21 protein-coding genes are annotated in these 24405 nt (G+C 72.6%); 6 read left to right on the plus strand and 15 right to left on the minus strand.

The features are described 5' to 3' along the window. Window positions 1-67: 67 nt before the first annotated feature. From J3486_RS17045 to J3486_RS17055, 3 genes are all read right to left on the minus strand, one after another. On the minus strand, window positions 68-2395 hold the full coding sequence (locus J3486_RS17045) for a glycoside hydrolase N-terminal domain-containing protein (RefSeq protein WP_207821272.1): 2328 nt from the start codon (window positions 2393-2395) through the stop codon (window positions 68-70). A 117-nt stretch (window positions 2396-2512) separates the two neighbouring features. Next, the gene (locus tag J3486_RS17050; RefSeq protein WP_207821155.1) at window positions 2513-3010 is read right to left on the minus strand and encodes a hypothetical protein; all 498 of its coding nucleotides are present in this window, start codon (window positions 3008-3010) and stop codon (window positions 2513-2515) included. Window positions 3011-3056: 46 nt separating this feature from the next. Continuing rightward, window positions 3057-5954: an AAA family ATPase gene (locus tag J3486_RS17055; protein WP_207821156.1), complete on the minus strand. Its 2898-nt coding sequence runs from the start codon at window positions 5952-5954 to the stop codon at window positions 3057-3059. Between the two features lie 209 nt (window positions 5955-6163). On the opposite strand from J3486_RS17055, the gene J3486_RS17060 reads away from it, so the two are divergent. Beyond that, window positions 6164-6892 carry a leucine-rich repeat domain-containing protein gene (locus J3486_RS17060; protein WP_207821273.1) on the plus strand — a complete coding sequence of 243 codons (729 nt, stop codon included), beginning with the start codon at window positions 6164-6166 and terminating at the stop codon, window positions 6890-6892. On the opposite strand, the gene J3486_RS17065 is transcribed toward J3486_RS17060, so the two are convergent. The 6 genes from J3486_RS17065 to J3486_RS17090 all read right to left on the minus strand — a co-directional run bounded on the left by J3486_RS17065 (window position 6889) and on the right by J3486_RS17090 (window position 12597). Continuing rightward, the gene (locus tag J3486_RS17065) at window positions 6889-7809 is read right to left on the minus strand and encodes a universal stress protein (protein WP_207821157.1); all 921 of its coding nucleotides are present in this window, start codon (window positions 7807-7809) and stop codon (window positions 6889-6891) included. The genes J3486_RS17060 and J3486_RS17065 overlap by 4 nt on opposite strands. Before the next feature lie 222 nt (window positions 7810-8031). Next, entirely contained in the window at window positions 8032-8274 is a 243-nt protein-coding gene (locus J3486_RS17070) for a DUF397 domain-containing protein (protein WP_207821158.1), read from the minus strand. 84 nt (window positions 8275-8358) lie between these two features. Further along, the gene (locus J3486_RS17075; protein WP_207821159.1) at window positions 8359-9534 is read right to left on the minus strand and encodes a thiolase domain-containing protein; all 1176 of its coding nucleotides are present in this window, start codon (window positions 9532-9534) and stop codon (window positions 8359-8361) included. Next, a complete protein-coding gene (locus J3486_RS17080) occupies window positions 9534-10595 on the minus strand; it encodes a thiolase domain-containing protein (RefSeq protein WP_207821160.1) in 1062 nt (353 codons plus the stop codon). Before J3486_RS17080 ends, J3486_RS17075 begins: the two co-directional genes overlap by 1 nt. Continuing rightward, window positions 10596-11561 (minus strand): Zn-ribbon domain-containing OB-fold protein, encoded by a 966-nt coding sequence (locus tag J3486_RS17085; protein ID WP_207821161.1) that lies wholly within the window; start codon window positions 11559-11561, stop codon window positions 10596-10598. A gap of 235 nt (window positions 11562-11796) precedes the next feature. Next, window positions 11797-12597 carry a crotonase/enoyl-CoA hydratase family protein gene (locus J3486_RS17090; protein WP_207821162.1) on the minus strand — a complete coding sequence of 267 codons (801 nt, stop codon included), beginning with the start codon at window positions 12595-12597 and terminating at the stop codon, window positions 11797-11799. A gap of 174 nt (window positions 12598-12771) precedes the next feature. Between J3486_RS17090 and J3486_RS17095 the strand changes: the two genes are divergently transcribed. Next, window positions 12772-14394 (plus strand): acyl-CoA synthetase, encoded by a 1623-nt coding sequence (locus tag J3486_RS17095; protein ID WP_207821163.1) that lies wholly within the window; start codon window positions 12772-12774, stop codon window positions 14392-14394. A gap of 57 nt (window positions 14395-14451) precedes the next feature. Here J3486_RS17095 and J3486_RS17100 read toward each other — a convergent pair whose 3' ends face one another. Further along, the gene (locus tag J3486_RS17100) at window positions 14452-15147 is read right to left on the minus strand and encodes a class I SAM-dependent methyltransferase (protein WP_207821164.1); all 696 of its coding nucleotides are present in this window, start codon (window positions 15145-15147) and stop codon (window positions 14452-14454) included. After that, window positions 15144-16118, minus strand: coding sequence for an LLM class flavin-dependent oxidoreductase (locus J3486_RS17105; protein WP_229378111.1), 975 nt, complete (start codon window positions 16116-16118; stop codon window positions 15144-15146). Before J3486_RS17105 ends, J3486_RS17100 begins: the two co-directional genes overlap by 4 nt. A 133-nt stretch (window positions 16119-16251) precedes the next feature. Between J3486_RS17105 and J3486_RS17110 the strand changes: the two genes are divergently transcribed. Continuing rightward, a complete protein-coding gene (locus J3486_RS17110) occupies window positions 16252-16698 on the plus strand; it encodes a MarR family winged helix-turn-helix transcriptional regulator (RefSeq protein ID WP_207821165.1) in 447 nt (148 codons plus the stop codon). Here J3486_RS17110 and J3486_RS17115 read toward each other — a convergent pair. Beyond that, window positions 16682-17371: a class I SAM-dependent methyltransferase gene (locus tag J3486_RS17115; protein WP_207821166.1), complete on the minus strand. Its 690-nt coding sequence runs from the start codon at window positions 17369-17371 to the stop codon at window positions 16682-16684. The genes J3486_RS17110 and J3486_RS17115 overlap by 17 nt on opposite strands. A gap of 137 nt (window positions 17372-17508) precedes the next feature. On the opposite strand from J3486_RS17115, the gene J3486_RS17120 reads away from it, so the two are divergent. Then, on the plus strand, window positions 17509-18303 hold the full coding sequence (locus tag J3486_RS17120; protein WP_207821167.1) for a GNAT family N-acetyltransferase: 795 nt from the start codon (window positions 17509-17511) through the stop codon (window positions 18301-18303). Window positions 18304-18386: 83 nt separating this feature from the next. On the opposite strand, the gene J3486_RS17125 is transcribed toward J3486_RS17120, so the two are convergent. Beyond that, a complete protein-coding gene (locus tag J3486_RS17125) occupies window positions 18387-19226 on the minus strand; it encodes an alpha/beta fold hydrolase (protein WP_207821168.1) in 840 nt (279 codons plus the stop codon). A 154-nt stretch (window positions 19227-19380) separates the two neighbouring features. Here J3486_RS17125 and paaK point away from each other — a divergent pair, with 154 nt between their 5' ends. Next, window positions 19381-20694 (plus strand): phenylacetate--CoA ligase PaaK, encoded by a 1314-nt coding sequence (paaK, locus tag J3486_RS17130; RefSeq protein WP_374194733.1) that lies wholly within the window; start codon window positions 19381-19383, stop codon window positions 20692-20694. An 11-nt stretch (window positions 20695-20705) separates the two neighbouring features. Here paaK and J3486_RS17135 read toward each other — a convergent pair whose 3' ends face one another. Then, window positions 20706-21653: a PHB depolymerase family esterase gene (locus tag J3486_RS17135; RefSeq protein ID WP_207821169.1), complete on the minus strand. Its 948-nt coding sequence runs from the start codon at window positions 21651-21653 to the stop codon at window positions 20706-20708. Between the two features lie 367 nt (window positions 21654-22020). Here J3486_RS17135 and J3486_RS17140 point away from each other — a divergent pair, with 367 nt between their 5' ends. After that, entirely contained in the window at window positions 22021-22773 is a 753-nt protein-coding gene (locus J3486_RS17140; protein ID WP_207821170.1) for a VCBS repeat-containing protein, read from the plus strand. Between the two features lie 31 nt (window positions 22774-22804). On the opposite strand, the gene J3486_RS17145 is transcribed toward J3486_RS17140, so the two are convergent. Next, entirely contained in the window at window positions 22805-24331 is a 1527-nt protein-coding gene (locus tag J3486_RS17145; protein ID WP_207821171.1) for an acyl-CoA synthetase, read from the minus strand. Window positions 24332-24405: the final 74 nt, after the last annotated feature.

Below are 24405 nucleotides of genomic sequence, written 5' to 3' on the forward strand. Positions count from 1 at the left end.
ACCGCTTGAGGGGTGAGGCATCGGGCCCGGGTTCGCACGGATGCGAACCCGGGCCCGCGCTCTTGCGTCAGTCGAAGACGTAGCGGCGCCCGGCCACCGCCTTGAGGGTCTTCTCGCCGAACAGGGTGCTGCGCAGGGCGAGTCGGCAGGTGCGGTTCGCGGTGACGACGACCCGGGTGGCACGGCCCGCCGCCCACTCGATGTCCACGGTGGCGCCGCCGCGGGCCCGCAGTCCGCGCACCGATCCCTCGGGCCAGCTCGCGGGGAGTGCGGGCAGGATCTCGATGACGTCGAACTGGCTCTGCAGCAGCATCTCGACGACGCCCGATGTGGCCCCGAAGTTGCCATCGATCTGGAACGGCGGATGGGTGTCCCACAGGTTGGGCAGCGTGGACGCCTTGAGCTGTTCGGCGAGCATCTTGTGCGCGTGGTCGCCGTCGCGCAGCCGCGCCCAGAAGTTGATCTTCCACGCCTTGGACCAGCCGGTGCCGCCGTCGCCGCGGGCGGTGAGGGAGACCTTGGCCGCGTCGGCCCACGTGCTGCCCGGCTCGATCTGGCGCCCGGGGTGGAGGGCGTAGAGGTGCGAGACGTGCCGGTGGTCGTCGGTCGGGCTGTCGAGGTCGGTCTTCCACTCCTGGAGCTGCCCCCAGGATCCGATGCGCAGGCCGGGGTCCAACTTCTCCAGGGCGTCGGAGAGTTGCTTCCGGAAGGACGCGGTGTCGCCCAACGTGCCCGCGGCTTCGAGGGTGTTGGTGAGCAGGTCGTGCACGATCTGCTGCGACATGGCGGCGCCGGCGCTGAAGTCGCCGTGTTCGGGCGAGTAACTGGGCGTCACCACAAGGGTGTTGTCGCGCGGATCGGTACGCAGGTTGTCGAGCCAGAACTCGGCGGCGGACTTCATCAGCGGGTACGCCGTGGTGCGCAGGTAGTCGGTGGAGCCGCCGAAGCGGTAGTGCTCGTAGAGCTGGGCGGTGAGCCAGGCGGCGGCTTCGGGGAACCAGAAGGCGGTCGACCAGTCGTGCACGCCCGTGAAGCCGTACGGGTTGGTCTCGTTGTGCACCACCCAGCCGCGGCTGCCGAACATCTCCTTGGCCGTACGTTCCCCGGGGGCGCGCAGCGCCGCCACGAACCGGTCGTAGGGGGCGGTGGTCTCGGCCAGGTTGGCGGCCTCGGCGAGCCAGTAGTTCATCTGGAGGTTGATGTTGACGTGGTAGTCGGCGGACCAGGGCGGGCTCGTCGACTGGTTCCACACGCCCTGGAGGTTGGCGGGCAGCGAACCCGGGCGCGAGGAGGCGATGAGGAGGTAGCGGCCGTACTGGAAGAAGAGCGCTTCGAGGGCCCGGTCGGCGGCGGTGGCCCCGCCCGCGTACCGCTTGAGGAGTTGGTCGGTGGGGACGTCCGGGGGCGGGGTCTGCCGGATGTCGAGGGCGACCCGGTCGAAGAGCGCGCGGTGGTCGCGGAGGTGGCGGGCGCGCAGCGCGGCGTGGTCCCGGGCGGCGGCCCGGTCGACCGCGGCGGTGACGGCCGGGTGCGGGTCGCTGCCGCGGTAGTCGGGGTAGGTGTCCGCGTAGTCGGTCCCGGCGGCGAGGACGAACGAGGCGCTGTCCGCGCCGGTGACGGTGAGGCTGCCGTCGCTGTTCGCGGTGAGGGTGCCGCCGTCGTGCCGGACCCGGATCTGGGCCTCGAACGTCAGCCCGTTGTCGGCGAGTTGACCGCGGACGGTGATGCGGTCGCCGGTCGCGGTGGCCGTGAAGTCGGTGCGCGGCGAGGTGTAGCGCAGAGTGAAGGTGACGCTGCCGGGCCGCTCGGCCCACAGCCGTCCCGCGAGCACCGCGTCGGGGTACGAGGCGAGGAACTCGCGGTGGTGGACGGTGTCCCGGTGGGTGTACGTGACCGTGGCGAGCGCGGTGCGCAGGTCGAGGGCGCGCCGGTAGTCGGCGGGGGTGGTGGCGGGTGCGTCGGGCAGGTCGAGGTGGAGGTCGCCGAAGGTCTGGTGTGCGCCGTAACCGATACGTGGCTGGCCGAGTGCGGCGGCGACGGTGTCGGGGTCGAGCGTCGTCTCCTCGTCGAGCCGGCCCTGGATGTCGGCGAGGGCGGTGGGCCGGGGGCTGCGCCAGTTGCCGAAGTCGTACCCGCTCCGTGCGCCGGGGCCGCCGGTCCACAGCGTCTTCTCGTTGAGCTGGAGCCGTTCGGAGGCGAGGGTGCCGAAGACGCTCGCGCCGAGCGCGCCGCCGCCGATGGGTAGCGATTCGCGCTCCCAGTCGGTGGCGGGCGTTGTGTACCAGAGCCGCAATTCATCGGATGGCTCGGGGTTGGCTTCGTCGGCGGCTGCCGCCGTGCCGAGCGGGCCGAGCCCGGTGGTCAGCGCGGCAGCACCGGCAGCCGCGCCCTTCATGGTGGATCTTCGCGTGATTCCGTTGACCGTGGAGTGCTCAGGATTCGCGGAAGGCATGCCTCGTCACGCTAGAGGTCCGATGACTCCGCGACAAGAGGTGTGACACGAGTGGGCGGCTCAGCCCTGCTGGAACAGCTCCGCGGGCAGCGGCTTGAGCAGCGCGTACAGGTCGTCGGTGATCGGACGGTCCCAGGACGCGATGGTCACCAGCACATTGTCGCTGCGGTCGAACTGGACGCAGGAGATGCGTGTCTCGGAGAGCTTGAGGCGGCGCACGATGAGGAGGTTGTCGCCCTGCATCACCGGGACGTCCTCGACCTCGGTGACGGTGACCTCCTCGTCGTTCTCCAGCGCGATGAGCAGCTGGGCGACCTCGAAGGGGATCTCGCCCTCGGCGACCTCGCGGGCCGGGGAGCCCTCCGGCAGGTTGCCGATCACCATCGCGGGGCCGCGGCCGCCGAACAGGTCGTAGCGCAGGAAGACACCCTGGCAGCTTCCGTCGGGAGCGGGCAGCAGGCCCGCGCCGAGGTTGCCCGGCCAGTCGCCCGGGTCCATGGCCAGGACATCGAAGTCGGGGCCCGCGGGGGTCGCTGCGCGGCGGCGGAGGAAGGACATGCGGCCATGGTACGTCGCCTGCGCCCCTTCTCCCGCGTCGGGGTTCTCAGCGCTCCGGCCCGCCCAGCGCGGCGGCGAGCCCGGCCCGGTCCGTGCCGACCTTCCGGTACACCGCGGAGAGCAGCCGCACGACGGCCGTCTCCTCCAGGTGCAGCTCGGTGCCGATCTCCGCGGGGCACAGACCGCGTGCCGCGCAGGCCGCGGCGGCCCGCTCGCGGGTGGTCAGGGCGTCGGTGGCCGCCTCGTGCAGCGGGCGGGGCCGCAGGCCCGCCGCCGCGAGTTCGTCCCCGGCCCGCTCCACCAGACCGTCGGCCCCGCAGCCCGCGGCCGCTTCCAGGCCCCGGTACAGGTGGTCGGCGGCCTCCTTGGCGCGGCCGGTCCGCCGGCTCTCCGCGCCGAGGGCGACGAGCGAGCAGGCCAGTTCGTACCCGGCCGGTGAGCGCTCCAGGTGGGCGACGGACTCCTCCAGGAGTTTGCCGCGGACGGCGCCGTAGGAGACCTCGGCGGCGGCGCGCAGGGCCTGCCCGATCGCGGAGGGGGCGCCGAAGTGCCGGGCCCGTTCCACGGCGTCGTGCGCCAGGGCGACCGCGCGGTCGGGGGCGTCGTGCGCCTCGGCGCGGGCGAGGTGGAGCTGCCAGGGGCACCAGGCCGGGTTGCGCATGCCGCGGGGGTCGAGGCGGCGCCCCGCGGAGGCGAGCTCCGCCGCGGCCTCCTCGGTGCGGCCGAGGGCGAGCAGCAGCTCTCCGTACACGGTCTGCGCGTCGGGGAAGACGACGGCGGCGGGGAACGGCGGGCCGAAGCCGTGGGCCTGTGCGGCCTGCTGCGCCTCGGTGACGCGGCCGCGCGCGAGCAGTACCTCGACGAGGACGCCGACGGCGTACCAGTGCGCGGGGGTGCCGGGTCCCACGCGCTGGGCCAGGCGCAGTCCCGCGCGGACGAAGTCCTCGGCCTCGGCGAGGCGGCCGCGCCGGTAGCGGACGTAGGCGAGCAGTGTGTACGCGAAGGAGAGGTGGGCGCCGCGCCAGCCCGCGCGCTCGAAGTCGGCGATGCCCTCGATGAAGAGTTCCTCGGTGCGGCCCGGCCGGTCGGCGTACATGAACGCCATGGCGACCAGGACGGGCACCTCGAAGCCGCGGTCCTCGTCGGCCGCCCAGCACAGGCCGCCCGCGAGGGCGCGCTCGGCGTGCCGGAGCACGACGTCGGTGGGTTCGCCGCGCAGGGTGGCGTCCCAGGTGCGCAGGCCGATGATGTACCGCTCGGTGAGGTCGCGGCCGGTGAGCCGGTCGGCGAGTTTGGCGAGGCGCCGGGAGCGGGCCGGGGACTCGGGTTCGTCGGCGCGGAAGGCGTCCCACATGAACTGTTCGGCCTGCATGCGCAGGCGGACCCGGGCGTCGCCGGTGGTGCGGATCTCCCGGGCGAGGGTCTCGGACGCCTCGGCGAGGCGGTCGCTGTGGGCGAGCACCTGGGATAGGCGGTAGACGATGCCGTGGCGCAGCGCCGGGTCGGTGACGGGTTCGGCGAGCGCGGCGCGCAGGTGGTTGACCGTGGTGGCGGGCTCGGTGAGCAGGGAGGCGCTGCCGAGTTCGTAGAGGACGGCGGCGCGGTCGCCGTCGCGCGGGGGTTCGCGCAGGGCGCGGGCGAGATAGCGACGCGCGGCGTCGGGGGCGCCGGCGCGGACGGTCTCGCGGGCGGCGGCGCGCAGCTCCCTGACCACCCACGGGTCGCCGTCGGGGTGGGTCTCCAGGAGATGCCGGGCGGCGGCCGAGGAGCCGAGTCCCGCGTTGACGACGGTCCAGGCCGCCTGGCCGTGCAGGGCGACGCGGACGGGTCCCGGGATGGCGCGGTAGACGGCGGTGGCGATGAGCGGGTGGACGAATTCGAGGGTGTCCCCGCCGGTCAGGATGCGGGCGGCGCGCAGCCGGTCGGCGGCGTCGGCGGCCTCTTCGGCGCCCAACCCGGCGACGCCCGACGCGAGTTCGGGGGAGATCTCGGTGCCGAGGACGGCGCAGGCCCAGGCGAAGCGGACGGTGGAGGCGCTCAGCCGTTCCAGTCGGGCGATCAGACCGCTGCCCTTGACGGCGGCGGCGAGGTCGCGGAGCAGGTGGGCGTCGTTCTCGGTCGGGACGAGACCGCGGTCGTGCACCTTGGCGGTGAGTTCGACGGTCTCGAAGGGATTGCCCGCGGTGACGACCCAGCACTCGCGGCAGAACGCGTCGTCGGCGTGCGGGCCGAGGGACTCGCGCACGAGGCGGGCGACGGCGGGCGGGCTGAGCGGTTCGAGGCCGAGCGGGCGCTGCCCGCAGCGGCCGGGCAGTCCGCGCAGGGCCTCGCCGTACTCGGGCAGTTCCTCGGGCCGGTAGGCGACGACGAGGAGCAGCGGCAGTTCCTCGGCGCGGGGTGCGAACGCGGCGAGCCAGCTGAGCGACTCCGGGTCGGCCCAGTGGGCGTCGTCGAGGACGAGGACCATGGGCGCACGCTGCAGAGCGAGGTGGGTGAGCACCCAGTCGAGCCCGTCGCGCAGGCCCTGCGGGTCGGGCGGGGCGCCGCCGGTCGCCGCGCACAGGCCGAGGGCGGGGCCCACGATCGCGTACCAACTGCCGAGCCTGGCCCGGAGTTCGGGCTCGGGCATGGCGGCGAGCTGCGGCTGGATCAGCTGGCGTGCGACGTGGAAGGCGACACCCTGTTCCTGGTCTCCGCCGCGGGCGTACAGGACGGTGCAGCCGCGGGCGGCGGCGCGCCTGCGGACCTCGGCGAGCAGGGTCGTCTTGCCTAGTCCCGCGGGCGCGGCGACGGCGAGCAGGGCGCCGTGCGGCCGGTCGGGCGGGTCGATGCCGTGCCGCATCCCCGTGAGCTCGCCCAGCGCTCCGTCGACCGCGGCGAGTTCGCTCTCGCGCTCGAACAGCGTCCGCCGTCCCGTGCCGCCGCGGCCCTCGCGCTGCGTCATGGCGCACCCCCTCCCGCGACGGCGCCACCGGCGCGGGGAGCCGGTGCGTGCCACGGGTTCCAGGGGCTCAGCGTACGCCGACGCGACCGGAGCGGAGCTGCGCACGCGGGAGTCGGGGCGTGCGGTGCGGACGAGCCGGACGCCGGCGCCGGCGCCTCGGCTCGTAGGATCCCGGCACCACCGGCGTGAAGGGAGCGTCCTGCGTGGCCATGACGGACGGCGACACCACACTCGACTACTGGCGTGCGGATCTGGACGAGGTACCGGAGGAGGTGTGGCGGCACCCTTCCCTGGAAGTGCTGCTGCTGTGCGACAACCGGCTCGGCCGGGTGCCCGCCCGGATCGGGACGCTCACCGCTCTGCACACCCTCGACCTGGGCCACAACCACCTGGACGCGGTGCCACCGGAGATCGGTGACCTGACGGGCCTGACCCGGTACCTCTATCTGCACGACAACCGGCTCACGGAGCTGCCCGACACCCTCGGCGCACTGACCAGGCTCGGGTATCTCAACGTCGGCGAGAACCGGCTGACCGCTCTCCCCGCCACGCTCGGCGCACTGACCGCTCTGGTGGAGCTGCGGGCCCAGGACAACCGGCTCGCCGAACTGCCCGACACGCTCGGCGGCCTGACCGCGCTGCGTGAACTGTGGCTGCGCGGCAACCGGCTCACCGGCCTGCCCGACGGCGTCCGCGACCTCGGCGAGCTGCGCGAACTGGAGTTGCGGAACAACGCGCTGGAGGTGGTCCCCGAAGTCCTGCGCGGCCTGCCCCGGCTGCGCCGCCTCGACCTGCGCGGCAACCGGCTCACCGAACTCCCGCACTGGGTGGCCGAGCTGCCGTCCCTGGAGAAGCTCGACCTGCGCTGGAACGACGTACGCCCCGCGGTCGGCCTGCTGGACGCGCTGGCCGGGCGGGGCTGTGTCGTGCTGCTCTAGGCGGTCGCCCCGGTCTCCCCGGTCTCCTCGGCCTCCTCGGGCGTCGGCGGCACCACGGCGACCGGGCATTTCGCGTGCAGCAGGACGGCGTGCGTGACCGAGCCGAGCATCGGTGCGGGGCGGGTGACGCGGCGGCGGTGACGGCCGACGACGACCAGCGCCGCGCCCTCGGAGCTGTCGACGAGCCGGCCCGCCGCGTCTCCCGGCGCCGCATTGACCTCGACCTCGACCTCAGGGTGAGAGTCGAGGAAGGGCTGGACCGTCCGCCGGGCCAGATCGAGGGTCTCCCGTTCGATGATCTCCTGGTCCTGGACGGCCGGTGCGAAGTCGCCGTACGCGGACCAGGCGAGCACCGGCCACGGGTACGCGGCGACGACGCGCAGCGGCGCGCCCGCCCGTGCCGCGTGCTCGACGGCGAAGGCGAGGGTCGTCTCGTCGGGGTCGTCGGGCTGGAGTCCGACGACGATCCGCTCCGCCGACTCCTCGCGAGCGCGCACGACGACGACGGGGCAGGCGGCGTCGCGTGCGGCGGCCACCCCGTTCGAGCCGAGCAGCAGGCTGGCGAAGCCGCCCCGGCCGCGCGAGCCGAGCACCAGGAGCTGGGCCTCGGCGCCCATGGCGGGCAGCACCGCGGCGGGCGCGCCCTCCCTGGTGATGAACTCCAGCGGCGGCAGCGGTGAACGCCCTTCGAGTTCCTTGCGTACGTCCCCGATGACGGGATCGTCGACAGGTTCCTCCGGCCCGGCCGTGAGGACGGCGGGCTGGAGGAAGGGTGCGTACTGCCGCACGTGGACGACCCGCAGGTCGGCGCCGCGGCCCACCGCCTCGGCGAGGGCCCACTCCAGGGCCGCTCGGCTGTCGTCGGATCCGTCGACCGCGACGACGACGGGAAGGTTCTGCGGCTCGCGCGTGCTCATGGCTGATCGCCTCCGACACCGGGCACGCTGGCCGTGCCCTCGTTGACCGGCTGTTCCTGTGTTCTCGTGGCCAGGCTCGCGCACACAAGAGGCACAGGACAGGGCCAAAGGTCACGTGTCGGAGACCGGGCGGGAAATGTGCTGAATTCGGCTCAAGATCTCGGCTCGTCGAATCCGGCGGCGGCTCCTCGGCCCCTCCCGCCCGCAGGCCTGCGGCAGGACCTAGGTCAGATCGAACTCTCCCTCGCGGGCTCCGAGCACGAACGCTCCCCACTCGGCCGGAGTGAAGATCAGCGACGGGCTCTGCGGGCTGCCGCTGTTGCGCATCGCGATGAAACCCTCGACGAAGGCGATCTGGACATCGCCGAGGCCCCTGCTGCTGGAGTGCCAGTCCGCGTCGCTCAGGTCCAGGTCCGGCTTGTCCCAACCCGCGAGCGGGTGCTGGTCGATGGTGCTCTCGGCCACGTCCGTGCTCCTCCCGGTTCGTCGTCCGTGCGTCAGCCTAGCGATCGGTCGGTGCGCAGCACAGGCCGCGACGGAGGTCGAAGGTCACCGCGTGGGCGGTTCGGCGCCGACGAGCCACATCGAGAAGAACTGCGAGCCGCCGCCGTAGGCGTGCCCGAGCACCTTCCTGGCCCCTTCCACCTGGTGTTCTCCGGCCTGCCCGCGGACCTGGAGGGCGGCCTCGGCGAAGCGGATCATGCCGGAGGCGCCGATGGGATTGGTGGAGAGCACTCCGCCCGACATGTTGACGGGAAGGTCACCGTCGAGCTCCGTGACACCGGATTCGGTGAGTTTCCAGCCCTCGCCCTCGTCGGCGAAGCCGAGATTCTCCAGCCACATCGGCTCGTACCAGGAGAAGGGCACGTACATCTCGACGGCGTCGATCTCGCGGCGCGGGTCGGCGATCCCGGCCTGCCGGTAGACGTCGGCCGCGCAATCCTTGCCCGCCTGCGGGGAGACGAAGTCCTTCCCGGCGAAGAGGGTGGGCTCGCTGCGCATGGCGCCGCCCAGCATCCAGGCGGGCGGTTTCGGCGAACGGGCGGCGCCCGCCCGGTCGGTGAGGATCATGGCGCAGGCGCCGTCGGAGGACGGGCAGGTCTCGGAGTAGCGGATGGGGTCCCAGAGCATCGGGGACGCCTGGACCTTCTCCAGCGTGATGTCGTGCTCGTGCAGATGCGCGTACGGGTTCTTCAGCGCGTTGCGCCGGTCCTTGTACGCGACGAGCGAGCCGACCGCGTCGGGTGCTCCGGTGCGCCGCATGTAGGCACGCACGTGCGGGGCGAAGAAGCCGCCCGCGCCGGCGAGCAGCGGCTGCTGGAACGGGATGGGCAGCGAGAGCCCCCACATCGCGTTGGATTCCGACTGCTTTTCGAAGGCGAGGGTGAGGACCGTGCCGTGGACGCGGCTCGCGACGAGGTTGGCGGCGACGAGTGCGGTGGAGCCGCCGACGGAGCCCGCGGTGTGCACGCGGAGCATGGGCTTGCCGACGGCGCCGAGCGCGTCGGCAAGGTACAGCTCCGGCATCATGACGCCCTCGAAGAAGTCGGGCGCCTTCCCGATGACGACGGCGTCGATGTCGGCCCAGGTCAACTCCGCGTCCGCGAGGGCGCGTCGGGCGGCCTCGCGGACGAGTCCGGCGATCGACACGTCGCGCCGGGCGGCGACGTGCTTGGTCTGGCCGATGCCGACGACGGCAACGGGTTCCTTGGACGACGCGGCCATCAGTGGTCCTCCCCTGCTTCGAGTACGGCGACCAGGTTCTGCTGGAGGCAGGGCCCGGAGGTGGCGTGGCCGAGGGCGCGGTGGGACGCGCCGCGGTGGATGCGGGCGGCGGCCTCGCCGATGCGGATGAGGCCCGCGGCCATGACCGGGTTGGCGGCGAGCGCACCGCCCGACGGGTTCACGGCGACGTCGTCGCCGAGCCGCAGCGCCTTCCTGAGCACGACCTCCTGCGAGGTGAACGGGGCGTGCAACTCGGCGGTGTCCACGGGCCGTTCGAAGGCGCCGGCGTGCTCGGCGGCGAGCCGGGTGGATGGTGAGTCGGTGAGGTCGCGGACGCCGAGGCTGTGGGCCTCGATGCGATGGTCGATACCGCGGATCCAGGCGGGCCGCTCGCACAGCTCGCGGGCCCGGTCGCCCGCGGCGAGGATCACGGCGGCGGCGCCGTCGCCGATGGGCGGGCAGTCGCCGGTGCGCAGCGGATTTACGACGTAATCGCCGTGCGGGACGGTGCCGCGCAGCTGGGCGTGCGGGTGGGCCGCGGCGGCCTCGCGGCTGCGGGCGGCGACCCCGGCGAGGGCGGGCTCGTCGGTCTCGCCGGCGTCGATGAGGGCCTGCGCCTGGAGGGCGGCGAGAGCGACGGAGTCGGGCCACAGCGGGGCGACGTAGTACGGGTCGAGCTGGCGGGTGAGCACGTCGCGGACGCTGCCGGGCGACGACTTGCCGTACGCGTAGACGAGCGCGGTGTCGGCCTCGCCGGTGAGCAGTTTGGTCCACGCCTCGTACAGCGCCCACGCGCCGTCCATCTCGACGTGCGACTCGGATATCGGCGGCCAGGCGCCCACGCCGTCGAGCGCCATGGTGAAGGAGAAGGCGCGGCCCGCGAGGTAGTCGGAGGAGCCCGAGCAGGTGAAGCCGATGTCGGCGGTCCTGAGTCCGGTGGTGTCGAGCACCTCGTGCAGGACGGGCATGAGCATCTCCACCTCCGACATCTCGTCGGTGGTGCGCAGATGGTCGCTCTGCCCGAAGGCGACGACGGCGATGTCCCGGATCGGCGCCCGCATCTAGATCAGCTCCTTGTACGTGTCGTAGTCGGCGTCGGGTTCGCCGGTCGGCCGGTAGTGGTCCGGGTAACGGCCCCCCTCGCTCCACACGGGTTCGACGCGCAGCCCCATCCGCACCTGGTCGTAGGGGATGCCGGCGATGCGTCCGTGCAGGGCGAGGTCGGCGCCGTCGAGGGCGATGTGGGCGTAGACGTAGGGCAGATCGATGTCGAGGTTCTTGGCCTTGACATTGACGATGCAGTACGTGGTGACCGTGCCGGCCGGGCCGACCTCGACCTGCTCGGTGGTGGCGACGCCGCAGGTGGGGCAGGCGCCGCGGGGCGGAACGTAGACCTTGCGGCAGGAGGGGCAGCGTTCACCGACGGTGCGGTGGTCGGCAAGGGCGTTGATGTAGCGGCTCTGGGCGCCGCCGGGGCTGTACGTGTAGTCGAGGCGGGCCTCCGCGACGATGCCGGTGACGGGCTCGTCGCCGAACTCGCCGTCGTGCGCGGCTGGTTGGGTGTCCTGTACCGGTCCTTCGTGTGCCTCGAAGCAGGCGATGTCGGTGATGGCGCCCTTGCGTTCGGCGGCCCAGCGGACACGGACGCGCATGCCGGTGTGCACGGCGTCGGGGCCCGGCGCGTCGAGGGCGTGCAGGAGGGCGGTGTCGGCGCCGTCGAGCCGCACCAGGACCCAGGCGAACGGGGTGTCGAGGGGCTGGCCGCGGCGGGGTTCGGGGTTCCAGGCCCAGGTGGTGACGGTGCCGGTGGCGGCGACCTCGACCAGGTCGCGCAGTTCGTCGGCGGTGACCGGGTCGTACTCGACGGGCGGCACGAGGACCTTGCCGTCGGTGGTGCGCACGCCCAGCACGGTGCCGTGGCGCAGGCCGGTCAGGAAGGCGCTCTGAACGGGGCCCAGGGAGCGGGTGAAGGGGAACTCCACGACCAACGGTGCGCGGAGTACCTCCGGTTGGGGGGTGGTGGTCATCGGGCCTCCTGTGGGTGCGGGGTGGTGGTGGGCGGTTCGCGTCTGCCAGGTTGTTGTCGTATCGCCGGGTGCGGGTCGCGCGGTGGCCGGCCGCGCAGTTCCCCGCACCCCTGAAGGCATGCGCCGCGCGCAGCCTTTCCCCGGGCGAGCGGAGCTCGCTTCGGGGGCGCGGGGCCGTGTCCGATGTGCGACTCCGCAGCGGGGCGCCAGACGCCCCACCGGCCCGCGGGCGACGTCACGCACGGCGGAAGCGGGGATCCCGCTTCTCCGCGAAGGCCCGCGCCCCCTCCTTCGCGTCGGCGGTGTCGAAGATCGGCCACCCCCGCTTCAACTCGGCCGCGAGACCGTCCGATTCGGTCATCTCGGCGCTCTCGTAGACGGACGCCTTCACGGCCTCCACGGCGAGCGGCCCGCACGCGTTGATCCGTTCGGCGACCTCCAGGGCGGCCTCCAGCGCGGTGCCGTCGGGCACGACCCGTCCGATCAGGCCGATGGCTGCGGCCTCGGGGGCGGGATAGGGGCGGCCGGTGAGCAGCATCTCCAGGGCGTGGGTGCGCGGCACCTGGCGCGGCAGGCGGACGGTGGAGCCGCCGATGGGGAACAGGCCGCGCTTGACCTCGAAGAGGCCGAACGTCGCCGACTCCCCCGCGACACGGATGTCCGTGCCCTGGAGGATCTCGGTGCCGCCCGCGACGCAGTACCCCTCGACGGCGGCGATCACCGGCTTGCGCGGCCGGTGATGGCGCAGCATCGCCTTCCAGTGCAGATCGGGGTCGGCCTTGAGGCGGTCGCGGTACTGCTCTCCCTCCATGCCTTTGCCCGCGAGGGCCTTGAGGTCCATGCCCGCGCAGAAGGAGCCGCCCGCGCCGGTGAGCACGATCGAGCGGACGCCGTCGTCGGCGTCGGCCTCCAGCCAGCCGTCGTGAAGGCCGACCAGCATCGGCAGGGACAGCGCGTTCTTGGCCTCGGGCCGGTTGAGCGTGAGGACGAGCGTCGCGCCTTCGCGTCGCACGTCGAGATGTTCGGTCCCACCCATGGGTGTCCTCCAGTCGGCCGGAGCTCGGACCTGGAACAGGTTGCAGGAGGGGACCTGCCAGTTCAAGAGTTTTCTGACAGTCAGTCAGATTTCCTGTGCGCGGCCCCTTCCGCCTTCACTTCCCCTCTGCTCTGATGACGGCCACACGAGATGCGGCCTGGGTCAGGAGGAGCGGTGGAGTACAACCTTGCCGACCTGTTCGAGTCGGTCGTCGACGTGGTCCCGGACCGCGAGGCGCTCGTCTATGTCGACCACCCGGGCACGGGTGCGGAACGCCGGCTGACGTACGCGCAGCTGGACGCGGCGGCCAACCGCATCGCCCACCACCTCGTCGACAGCGGGATCCGCCCCAGGGAGCACCTCGGGCTGCACCTCTACAACGGTGTCGAGTATCTGCAGACCGTACTCGGCTGCCTGAAGGCGCGGGTCGTGCCGGTCAACGTGAACTACCGTTACGTCGAGGAGGAGTTGGTCTACCTCTACCGCGACGCGGACCTCGCCGCCCTGGTCTTCGACACGGAGTTCACCGAGCGCGTGGTGGCGGCGCTGCCGCGGACGGAGAAGCTGCGGCATCTGGTGCGGGTGGGGACCCCGGCACCAGACGCCCCGCCGCTCAAGGCGGTCGACTTCGCCGAGGCGGAGGCGACGGCGTCGCCCGAGCGGGGGTTCCCGGCGCGCTCGGCGGACGACCAGTTCATCATCTACACCGGCGGCACGACGGGCATGCCCAAGGGCGTGATGTGGCGTCAGGAGGACCTGTTCTTCGCCGGGTTGGGCGGCGGCGCACCCACCGGTGAGCCGGTGTCCCGGCCCGAGGAACTGGCCGAGCGGGTGGCGGCGGGCGGCGACGGCATCACGTTCTTCCCCACTCCCCCGCTGATGCACGGCACCTCCACGCTCACCGCCTTCATCGGCTTCAACTTCGGTCAGCGCATCGTGATCCACCGTAAGTTCGTGCCGGAGGAAGTGCTGCGCACGATCGAGAAGGAGAAGGTGACGAGCGTGTCGCTGGTGGGCGACGCGATGCTGCGCCCGCTGATCGACGCGCTCGAGGGACCGCTCAAGGGCACCGACTGCTCGGCTTTGTTCAGCGTCTCCTCGTCGGGCGCGATCATGTCGGACACGGTGCGCGCCCAGTTCCAGGCGCTGGTGCCGAACGCGATGCTGCTCAACAACTTCGGTTCGTCGGAGTCCGGCTTCAACGGCACCGCGACCGACGGCTCGGGCGCGGGCCAGGGTTTCCGGCTCCGGGTCAACGCCCGTACGCGGGTGGTGGATCCCGCGACCTACGAGCCGGTGGAGGCCGGTGAGATCGGGCGTCTGGCGCAGCGTGGGCACGTACCGCTCGGCTACTACAACGACCTCGAGAAGACGGCCGAGACGTTCTTCCAGGTGGGCGACGAACGGTGGGTGCTGCTCGGGGACATGGCGACCGTCGACGACGAGGGCATCGTGACGGTGCTCGGGCGCGGTTCGCAGTGCATCAACACGGGCGGCGAGAAGGTCTACCCGGAGGAGGTCGAGCAGGCCCTCAAGTCGCACCCGGACATCTACGACGCACTGGTCGCCGGGGTCCCGGACCCGAAATGGGGCAACCATGTGGCGGCCGTGGTCCAACTCCGAGACGGGGCGCAGCCGTTGGACCTGGAGTCCCTGCAGACGCACTGCCGCACCCATCTCGCCGGGTACAAGATCCCGCGGCAGCTGGTGGTGACCGACCGCATCCAGCGCTCGCCGAGCGGGAAGGCCGACTACCGGTGGGCGCGGTCCGTGGCGGCGGAGTCGGCGGGCGCGTGACGGACCCGGCCGGTGCGCCGACGCTCCCCTCCGTCGGCGCACCGGCGCTCGTTCCGGTCAGGGCCGTCGCAGCCGCACGGCCAGGAACGTCGGACGCCGATGGGTCTTCTCGTAACGCCGCTCGTCGACGCGGCGCGCCTCCTCCGTGGCCCGGGGTTCGACGAGTTCCTCCAGGACGAAGCCGGCGCCGAGAAGTTCCCCGATGAACTGCTCCAGGGTCATCCGCCAGTAGCTGACGGTGTGGTCGTCGCCGATGGGCAGCTCCATCCGGTCGTCGTCGAAGTACGAGCCACCGACGTACAGCCAGTCGCCCGTCGGGTGCGTGGTGGAGACGAGCAGCGCACCGCCCGGCCGCAGCACGCGGCGGATCTCGGCGAGGAGTTGCTGCCGCGCGTCGACGTGGTGGTAGACGAGTGCCAGCAGCGCCAGGTCGAACGACGCGTCCGGCAGGAAGTCCAGGGGCTCCTCCAGGTCGTGCAGACGGAAGGTGGCGCGGTCGCCGAGCCGCGCGCGGGCGGCGGCCAGCATGCTCTCGCTGCCGTCGACCCCGACGAGCGGGCCCGCGCCGCGCTCGGCCAGCGCGGCGGCGTAGTGCCCGGCCCCGCACCCGAGGTCGAGGACCGCACGGCCGGTGACGTCCCCGGCCAGCCGCAGCATCGCCGGACGGTCGGTGTGGGCGTTGTAGACGTGGTCGGCGGAGACGGCGGCGAAGTGCTCGCCCATCTTCCCGTGGTACGCGGTGTCGGCGCTCATCCCCGCATGCTGCCCGCTCGGGCCACCGGCAGCGCGAGTTCGCCGCGTACCGGGTCCACGACGTGCTCGGCGATCCACGACGCGACGCCCAGCGGGTACGGTCGCGGCAGCCCGAGCACCACATGCGTGACACCGGCCGCGACGAGTTCCGCGACCAGGGCGCGGGTCGCCGCCGGGTCGTCGTAGGAGACCGTGAGCTGCACCGAGCGGACGATCTCCCCCGGGTCACGGCCGAGTTCGGCGCAGTGCGCGTCGAGGCGGGCGCTGCGCTCGGCCACGTAGGAGACCGGGTTGTGCGGCGGGCCGGGGATGTTCCAGATGTCGGCGTGCGCGGCGACCAGGCGCAGGACCCGGTCGCCCCAGCCGCCGACGAGCAGCGGCGGGCCGGGGCGCTGCACCGGCTTGGGTTCGTTGCGGGTGCCCCGGAGGGTGTAGTGGCGGCCCTCGAAGTCGAAGACGTCCTCGGTCCACATACGCCGCAGGATCGTCAGCGTCTCGGCGAGCCGCTCCACGCCCTCGCCGGGGGTGGCGAGGTCGAGGCCGTACGCGGCGTACTCCTCGACCGCCGGATTGGGCCCCGCGACGCCGCCCGCGCCGGGACGCTGCACCGTGCCGCCGACGCCGATGCCCATGACGAGGCGGCCACCGGAGATCACGTCGACCGTGGTGGCGGTCTTGCCGAGCACGGCCGGGTGGCGGGCCGGGTTGCCGGTGACCAGGACGCCGAGCCGTAGCCGGGTCGTGCGTGCCGCCAACGCGGCCAGCAGGGTCCAGCTCTCGTACGTGGCTCCGCTCTTGGGTCCGACGAGCGGCAGGAAGTGGTCCCACAGCCAGGCGTCGGTGATCTGCGGGACGGTGTCGGCCTCCTGCCACACCCGCAGGATGTCGTCGTGGGAGACGTGCATGGGCGGGGTCTTGATGCCGAAGGTGACGGGGTTCTGCGGTGCGGGATGCGGTGCTGAGTGCGCCATCGGGTCCTCCCCCGGGTGCCGGGCGGAGCCGTCGGTCGGGCCGCCGCGGGCAGTCAATATCGTCAGCGTAGCTGATGATTTATTGAGCTGACCATCAGTGCAGGTCATCGTCAGTCGCGGCTACAGTGACGGCATGGCCGGACAGCAGCGACAAGGTCCTGACGTGCTCACCGCGCGCCTCGGGTATCTCCTCAAGCACGCGCAGGCCCGTCTCACGCGGGAGGTGGCCGAGGCGCTGCGCCCGTTCGGGATCGACGGGCACACGCTGGCGGTGCTCGTGGTCATCGCCGCCGAAGACTCCTTGTCGCAGGCCGAGTTGGCGGGGCTGATCGGCGTGGACCGGACGACGATGGTGGCGCTCGTCGACCGGCTGGAGGAGGCCGGACTCGTCGAGCGACGGCGCAGCGCACAGGACCGGCGCAAGAACGTCGTCGCGCTCACGGCCTCGGGGCGCGACCGCCTGCGCCGGGCGGAGCGGGCTCGCGCGCGGGCGGAGCGGGCCTTCCTCGCGCCGCTCGGCGAGGGTGAGGCGCAGGCGCTGACGGCCGCGCTGCGGCGGCTGGTCAGCGACGAGCCGTGAGCACCGGCTGGTAGAAGCCCGTGGCGTGCGGCGGGTGCCAGGTGATGTCGTCGAGGCCGGCCGCCGTGGCCAGTTCGGTCAACTGCCGTGCGTTCAGGGCCCAGTAGGTGGTGCGGCGTTCGCGCACCCGCCAGTCGTCGCCGTCGGGGGCGAGCTGGAAGTGGCGCAGGTCGTAGCGTTCGCCGTCGTCGTGCCAGTGCCACAGCTGGAACGTGATCGTCGTGCCGCCGTCGGGGGCGGTCGAGACCTGGGGCGGGGTGGACTCGGGCCGGGTGCGGCGGATCTCGTCGTAGTCGCGGACGCTGAGCACGAGCAGGCCGCCCTCGCGCAGCACCCGCCGCATGCCGGTGAGGGCGTCGGTGACGTCGTCGGCCGTGAGGAGGTGCGGCAGGGAGTTGTCGGCGCACACCACGGCGTCGAAGGCGCCGGCGGCGAACGGGAGGCCGCGCATGTCCGCCGACACCGCGCCCAGGCCCACACCGCGCGCCGCCGCCTCGGTACGGGCGCGGGCCGCCGCGCGCGGGCTCAGGTCGGCGCCGGTGACGGCGTGACCGCGGCGGGCGAGGCCGATCGCCTGGGTGCCGATACCGCAGGCGCAGTCGAGGACACGGTGCGGGCCGGCTCCGAGACGGGCGCCGAGCAGCGCGTCCAGGGCCGCGGCCTGGCGGGTCATGCTCGCGTCCCAGTCGGCGAAGATGCGGTGGTAATCGGCGGCGAGCTCGTCGTAGAAACGGAGTCCGGCGGGTCCAGGGGCACGGGCCGCACGATAATCCGTTTGCCACCTCGGCGCACCGGTGCTGAAGTGGCCCGATGGATCATGAGAAAGTGCTCGCCCTGTTCGACCGCCAGATGCGTCTCGGGGCACAGCCCGACGAACCGGGCGCACGCATCGAGCGGGTGGGGGGCGTCGTACGCCACATCGGTCCGCCCGGCAGCTGGCACGGGGTGCTGTGGTCGGACCTCGACGAGGACACCGTGGACGCCGCCATCGCCGAACAGGTGCGGTTGTTCACCGAGCTGGGCGGCGAGGCGGAGTGGAAGACGTACTCCCACGACCGGCCCGCCGACCTCCCCGAGCGGCTGGCCGCCGCCGGTTTCGTGGCGGAGGAGCGCGAGACCCTGCTCGTCGCCGAGACGGCCGTGCTGCCCCTGGACACGGCCCCGCCCGAGGGCGTCCGGCTGCTCCCCGTCACCGACGAGGAGCACATCGCGCTGGTCGAGGCGGTGCACGCGCAGGCCTTCGAGAGCGAGCGCTCGGTGATCGGCCACCAGATCCGGCAGCAGCTGGCGAACGACCCGGGCACGGTGCCCGCCGTGCTCGCCATGGCCGGCGACGAACCGGTCAGCGCCGCCCGCCTGGAACTGCACCCGGGGACGGACTTCGCGAGCCTGTGGGGCGGCGGCACGGTGCCCGCGTGGCGCGGCCGCGGCATCTACCGCGCGCTGGTCGCCTACCGGGTGCGGATCGCGGCCGAGCGCGGATTCTCGTACGTCCAGGTCGACGCGTCCGAGTACAGCCGGCCGATCCTGGAGCGGCTCGGGTTCGAGGCGCTGGGCACGACCACCCCGTACGTGTGGGAGGCGTCGGGCACGGACGCCCACTGACGGACGGCGGCGTGCCCGGGCACTTCCTCCCGGGCACGCGGCGCGGCCGCCGGTGTGGACCTCCGTCGCGCGGCCGGCCGGTGTCAGCGCGCGGCCAGGAACTCCGCCACCCTGGCCGTGAAGAACCCGGCGTCGTCCAGCCACGGGAAGTGCGCCGCCCCGGGCTGCACGACCACCTGCCCCCGCGGGAAGAACCCGGCGGCGTGGTGGACCAGTTCGGGGCGTGGGCCACCGTCCAGCTCCCCCGCGAGCAGCAGGACCGGCGCCGTGAGCCGGGCCAGGGCCGCGCGGGTCGCGGGCGGGTCGAAGGCGCCCTCGGCGGCGTAGCGACCCGCGGCCTCCTCGTTGAACTGGCCCTCGGCGCCGGCGGCGTGGGCGCGGGCCCGCGCGTCCCAGCGCCCGTAGAAGAACGCCTCGTACAGGTACTCCGCGTCGTCCCGCCCAGCGAGCAGCTTCTCGAACTCGGCGTACGCGGGCCCGAACCACTCCTCATGGCGACGCAGCGCCGCGGCGGCGCGCCGGTCGTCCGGGGTCGCCTCCAGGCCGAGGGGCCGGGGCGTCGAGGTGATCAGGACGAGGCGGCCGATCCGCTCCGGATACCGCGCCGCGTACAGCGTGGCGAGGTTGCCGCCCGCCGAGTGCCCGAGCAGGTCCATCCGCTCCAGGCCGAGCCGGACCCGCAGCGCCTCCACGTCGTCGACCTGGCGGTCGCACCGGTACGTGGCCGGGTCGGCCGGGGCCGCGGACTTCCCGGTGCCGCGCAGGTCGAGGACGTGGAGGGTCCGGTGGTCGGTGAGGCCGCCGAGGTCCTCCAGATACTCGGAGGCCCGCATCGGCCCGCCCGGCAGACAGACCAGCGGCGGGCCGGAACCCCTGACGTGGCAGACGAGCCCGGTGCCGTCCGGGGCGCAGAACGTGATCATGGCCCGATCCTCGGATGCGGACCGGCGCACCCGCAAGGGGCCAGGCCGTCCGACCTTGTGGCGTCGTATCTCTTGACGTCGGGCGCCCTCGCTTGAATTACTGACGACCAGCAGGTCAACCGAATGATCGGTCGGGAGTTCGGGAGTGCGGTCGATGACGACAGGGACGTCCATGGCGGGCGACGGGCGGGACGCGGGCGAGCGCCTGGGCCTCGCGGAGGTGCGGGCGCTGCAGCTGGAACGGCTGCGGGCGACGCTGGCCCGGGTGTACGAGCGGGTGCCGTTCTACCACGAGGCGTTCGACAAGGCGGGGGTACGGCCCGAGGACTGCACGGACCTCGCGGATCTGGCCCGGTTCCCGTTCACGACCAAGGCGGACCTGCGCGACAACTACCCCTTCGGAATGTTCGCCGTCGACCGCACGGACGTGCGGCGGCTGCACGCGTCCAGCGGGACGACGGGGGCACCGACCGTCGTCGGGTACACCGAGGACGATCTGTCGATGTGGGCGGACATGGTGGCGCGGTCGATCCGCGCGGCCGGCGGCCGGCCCGGGGACACGATCCATGTGGCGTACGGGTACGGCCTGTTCACGGGCGGGCTCGGGGCGCACTACGGCGCGGAGCGGCTCGGCTGCACCGTCGTACCGGCGTCCGGCGGGATGACGGCCCGCCAGGTGCGGCTGATCCAGGACCTGAGGCCCGAGATCATCATGGTGACGCCGTCGTACATGCTGACGCTGCTCGACGAGTTCGAGCGCCAGGGCGTGGATCCGCGGACGACCTCCCTGAAGGTCGGCATCTTCGGGGCCGAGCCGTGGACCGAGGAGATGCGGCGGGAGATCGAGGAGCGGTGCGCGATCGACGCCGTCGACATCTACGGCCTGTCGGAGGTGATCGGCCCCGGGGTGGCCCAGGAGTGCGTGGAGACGAAGGACGGGCTGCACATCTGGGAGGACCACTTCTATCCCGAGGTGGTCGACCCGATCACGGGTGAGGTGCTGCCGGACGGCGAGCCCGGCGAACTGGTCTTCACGTCGCTCACGAAGCAGGCGATGCCCCTGGTCCGCTACCGCACCCGGGACCTGACCCGGCTGCTGCCGGGGACGGCCCGGCCGGGCTTCCGCCGCATGGAGAAGATCACAGGCCGCAGCGACGACATGGTGATCCTGCGCGGGGTGAACCTGTTTCCCACCCAGGTCGAGGAGATCGTGCTGCGCACGCCCGCCGTCGCCCCGCACTTCCAGCTGCGGCTGACCCGCGAGGGCCGGATGGACGCGCTGACGGTGCGGGCGGAGGCCCGGCCGGACGCGACGCCGGAGGAGCGGGCCGCGGCGGCCCGCTCCATCGCGGCGGGGATGAAGGACGGGGTGGGCGTGACGGTCGCGGTCGAGATCGTCGACCCCGAGACGCTGGAGCGTTCGGTGGGGAAGATCAAACGGATCATGGATCTGCGCGACCGCGCGTAGCCGCCGGGCGCTCATCCCACCGGCAGCGGGTGCTTCGTGAAGAAAGCCCAGATCAGCGGGGTCGCGTCGATGGTGGTGGGCGTCGCCGAGTCCTCGTTGGGCACGGTGGACGGCCAGACGTGCCCGCCATCGGTGATCCGGTAGTGCTCCAGGGCCGATCCGCTGTCGCAGTGCGTCCAGCGCTGTCGTACGACGTTGTCCTCGACCCGGGTCTCGCGCGGCCGGTCCGCACAGCCGTCGCGGTCGGCCCAGCCGGCCAGCCAGTCGGGCAGCGCGGGCAGCCCCTTCGCGGGGTTGCCCTCGTACGGGATCGTCGTGTCGGCCTGGCCGTGGAAGTCCAGGACCGGGACCGGGCGGGCGGGCTCGCAGGCGCCGCTCTGCGGATAGAAGGCGCCGGAGACGACGGCGCTCGCCGCGATCCGGTCGGCGAGCCGGCACGCCACGACGCCCGCGAAGCCACCGCCGTTGGACTTCCCCGAGACGTACACGCGCCGCGCGTTCACGCACAACTGGTCCTCCGCGCGGTCGATCAGCGCCTCGGTGAACGCGATGTCGTCGACGTCCGCCGAGTAGGGCGCCCCCTCCCAGGCGCTCTTGCCGTCCGTGCCGGTGACGCCCTGCGGGTAGACCACGACGGCGTCGAGCGCGTTCATGCCGGTGAGGCGTTCCTGGTAGTCGGAGGTGCGGCCGTGCCCGTGGAAGGAGAGCACGAGCGGGAGCGCGCGGTCCGGGTCGTAGGAGGCGGGCAGGTGCACGAGGTAGTCCCGCCGCACGCCGTCGACGGTGAGCGAACGGGCCGTGGAGGCGCCCGGCGTGAGGTCGGTCGGCGTGCCGCAGCCACGGGATCTGACGGATGCGGCCGGGGTGTCCGCCTGTGCGGCGGCCGGGCTCGCGGTCAGGGCGGCGGTCAGCAGGATCCCCGCGGTGGCGACGAGGCGTACGGTCCTGGACGGGCTCAATGGATTCCCCTTCGAACGGCGCGCACCGGCCGGTGGACCCGCGTACGGGCACACCTCACCGGTTCACGGACGGAAGCGTGGACGGGCCCCGCGGCGGCTGAGCCGCCGACGGCCGGGCCGACGGCCGGGACACTAACGCCCTTCGGCAGCCCGGCAACACGCTCCGGCCGGGGAACTCAATGAACGCAAACACGCATCCGCGTGACCGTCACTCCGTCGGCGACACGACGGACACCCGGATCTCCGTCACCTTCGACGCGCTGCCTGGAAGAGTCCGCATGCCCTGACCGACTGGACCGTTCGGCACATCGACACGGCACTGAGCGTGGCAGTAATTTCCCCCTCCTGGAAGCAAAGGGGGAGAAACGTGATCTTCGATTCGAACGATTGGACCCATGGTCCCTATTACGGGACACGCGGCACTTTCTTCGCCGTCCTGACGAGCAGTCGAAGGGCCGACGCGATCGTCGTCAACGACGGCACCGTCACCGTGCGGCGCAATACCGGATACGACTTCGGGCCCAGCCCGGCGGCGAACGAGGACTGGACGCACGGACCCTATTACGGGACGCGGGGGACCTTCTTCGCCGACGTCACCGGCGACGGCCGCGCGGACGCCATCGTCGTCAACAACGACACCATCGTGGTCCGGCGCAACACGGGACACGACTTCGGGGCGAACTCCGGCGCGAACGAGGACTGGACGCACGGGCCCTACTACGGGACGCGGGGGACCTTCTTCGCCGACGTCACCGGCGACGGCCGCGCGGACGCCATCGTCATCAACGACGACACCGTCACCGTCCGGCGGAGCACCGGACACGACTTCGGCCCCGGTCCGAAGGCCAATGAGGACTGGACGCACGGGCCCTTCTTCGGGACGCGGGGAACGTTCTTCGCCGACGTCACCGGCGACGGCCGCGCGGACGCCATCGTCGTCAACGACGACACCGTCACCGTCCGCCGCAACACCGGACACGACTTCGGCCCGAACGAGGACTGGACCCACGGCCCCTATTTCGGGAACCGGGGCATGTTCTTCGTCGACGTCACCGGTGACAAGCGAGGCGATGCCATCGCCGTGAGCGATCAGACGATCATGGTGCGTCGGTCCGTCTAGCGCAGAGTGGGGCACCCGACGGCGGACGGTGTCACTGCGCGAACCGGTCCCTCAGCTCCCGCTTGAGGATCTTGCCGCTCGCGTTGCGCGGCAGCGCGTCGACGAACACGATCCGTTTGGGGGCCTTGAAGTGGGCGAGGCGGCCGCGGGCGTGGGCGAGGAGTTCGTCCTCGGTGACGTCCGCGGCGCGCACCACGACCGCGGTGACCGCCTCGATCCAGCGCTCGTCCGGCAGGCCGATGACGGCGGTCTCGGCCACGGCCGGATGGGTGTACAGGGCGTCCTCGACCTGGCGTGAGGCGACCAGTACGCCGCCGGAGTTGATGACGTCCTTCACCCGGTCCACGACGGTGAAGTAGCCCTCGGCGTCGCGCACGGCGAGGTCGCCGGAGCGGAACCAGCCGTCGCGGAAGGCCAGTTCGCTCTCCTCGGGCTTGTCCCAATAGCCGTCGCACAGCTGCGGTGACCGGTAGACGACCTCACCCGGGGTGCCGTCGGGGACGTCCTTGCCCTCCTCGTCGACGACCTTCGCCTCGACGAACAGGACGGGCCGCCCGCACGAGTCCATGCGGCCCTCGTGCTCGTCGGGGCCGAGGACCGTGGCGAGCGGGCCGATCTCGCTCTGGCCGAAGCAGTTGTAGAAGGCGAGGCCGGGCAGCCGGGCGCGCAGCCGCTCCAGGACCGGCACCGGCATGATCGAGGCGCCGTAGTACGCCTTGCGCAGACCGCCGAGGTCACGGGTCGCGAAGTCGAGGTGCTGGGACAGGCCGATCCACACCGTCGGCGGCGCGAAGAGGCTGTCCGCGTCGCCGGCCTCGACGAGGTCGAAGACGCGGTCGGCGGCGGGCGCGTCCAGGATCGTGTTGGTGGCGCCGACCGCGAGGTACGGGACCAGGAAGACGTGCATCTGCGCCGAGTGGTACAGCGGCAGCGAGTGGACCGGACGGTCCGTCTCCTTCAGATCGAGCGCGTGGATGGCGCTCACGTACTCGTGGACGAGGGCGCGGTGCGACATCATCGCGCCCTTCGGCAGCGCCGTCGTCCCGGACGTGTAGAGGAGCTGGACGAGGTCGTCGGAGTCCGGCGCCGGTCCGTCGTAGGGCGCCGCGGCCGGCAGGCGGGCGAGGAGCGAGTCGTCCGCGTCGCGCAGCGGCAGCGTGCGGACGCCCTCGGGGAGCCGTCCGGTCAGGTCCGGGTCGGTGAGGACCACGGCGCTGCCCGACTGGCGCACGATGTAGGCCAGGTCGTCGCCGGTGAGGTTCTGGTTGACGGGGACGTGCACGAGGCCGGCCCGCGCGCAGGCCAGGAAGCCGATGAGGTACGCGTCGGAGTTGTGTCCGTAGGCGCCGACCCGGTCGCCGGGCGAGAGGCCCAGGCCGCGCAGCGCACCGGCCGCGCGCGAGACCGCGTCGTCCAGCTCCTCGTACGTCCATGAACGCGGCCCGTAGCGCAGCGCGACGCGCGCCGGGGTGCGGCGGGCGCTGCGCCGCAGCACTCCGTCGACGGTGCTGCCACCCGCCGCGCGTGCCCCTGCTCCTGCTGCCTGTGACGTCGTCATGGCGTGATCCTGTGCGGTGGCGGACGCCAGGTCAAGACACGTGCCACCACCCCTCGGCAGCGGACATACCGACT

Origin of the sequence: Streptomyces sp. VRA16 Mangrove soil, assembly GCF_017377775.1 — a bacterium.
In the GTDB taxonomy this organism is placed as follows: Bacteria; Actinomycetota; Actinomycetes; order Streptomycetales; family Streptomycetaceae; genus Streptomyces.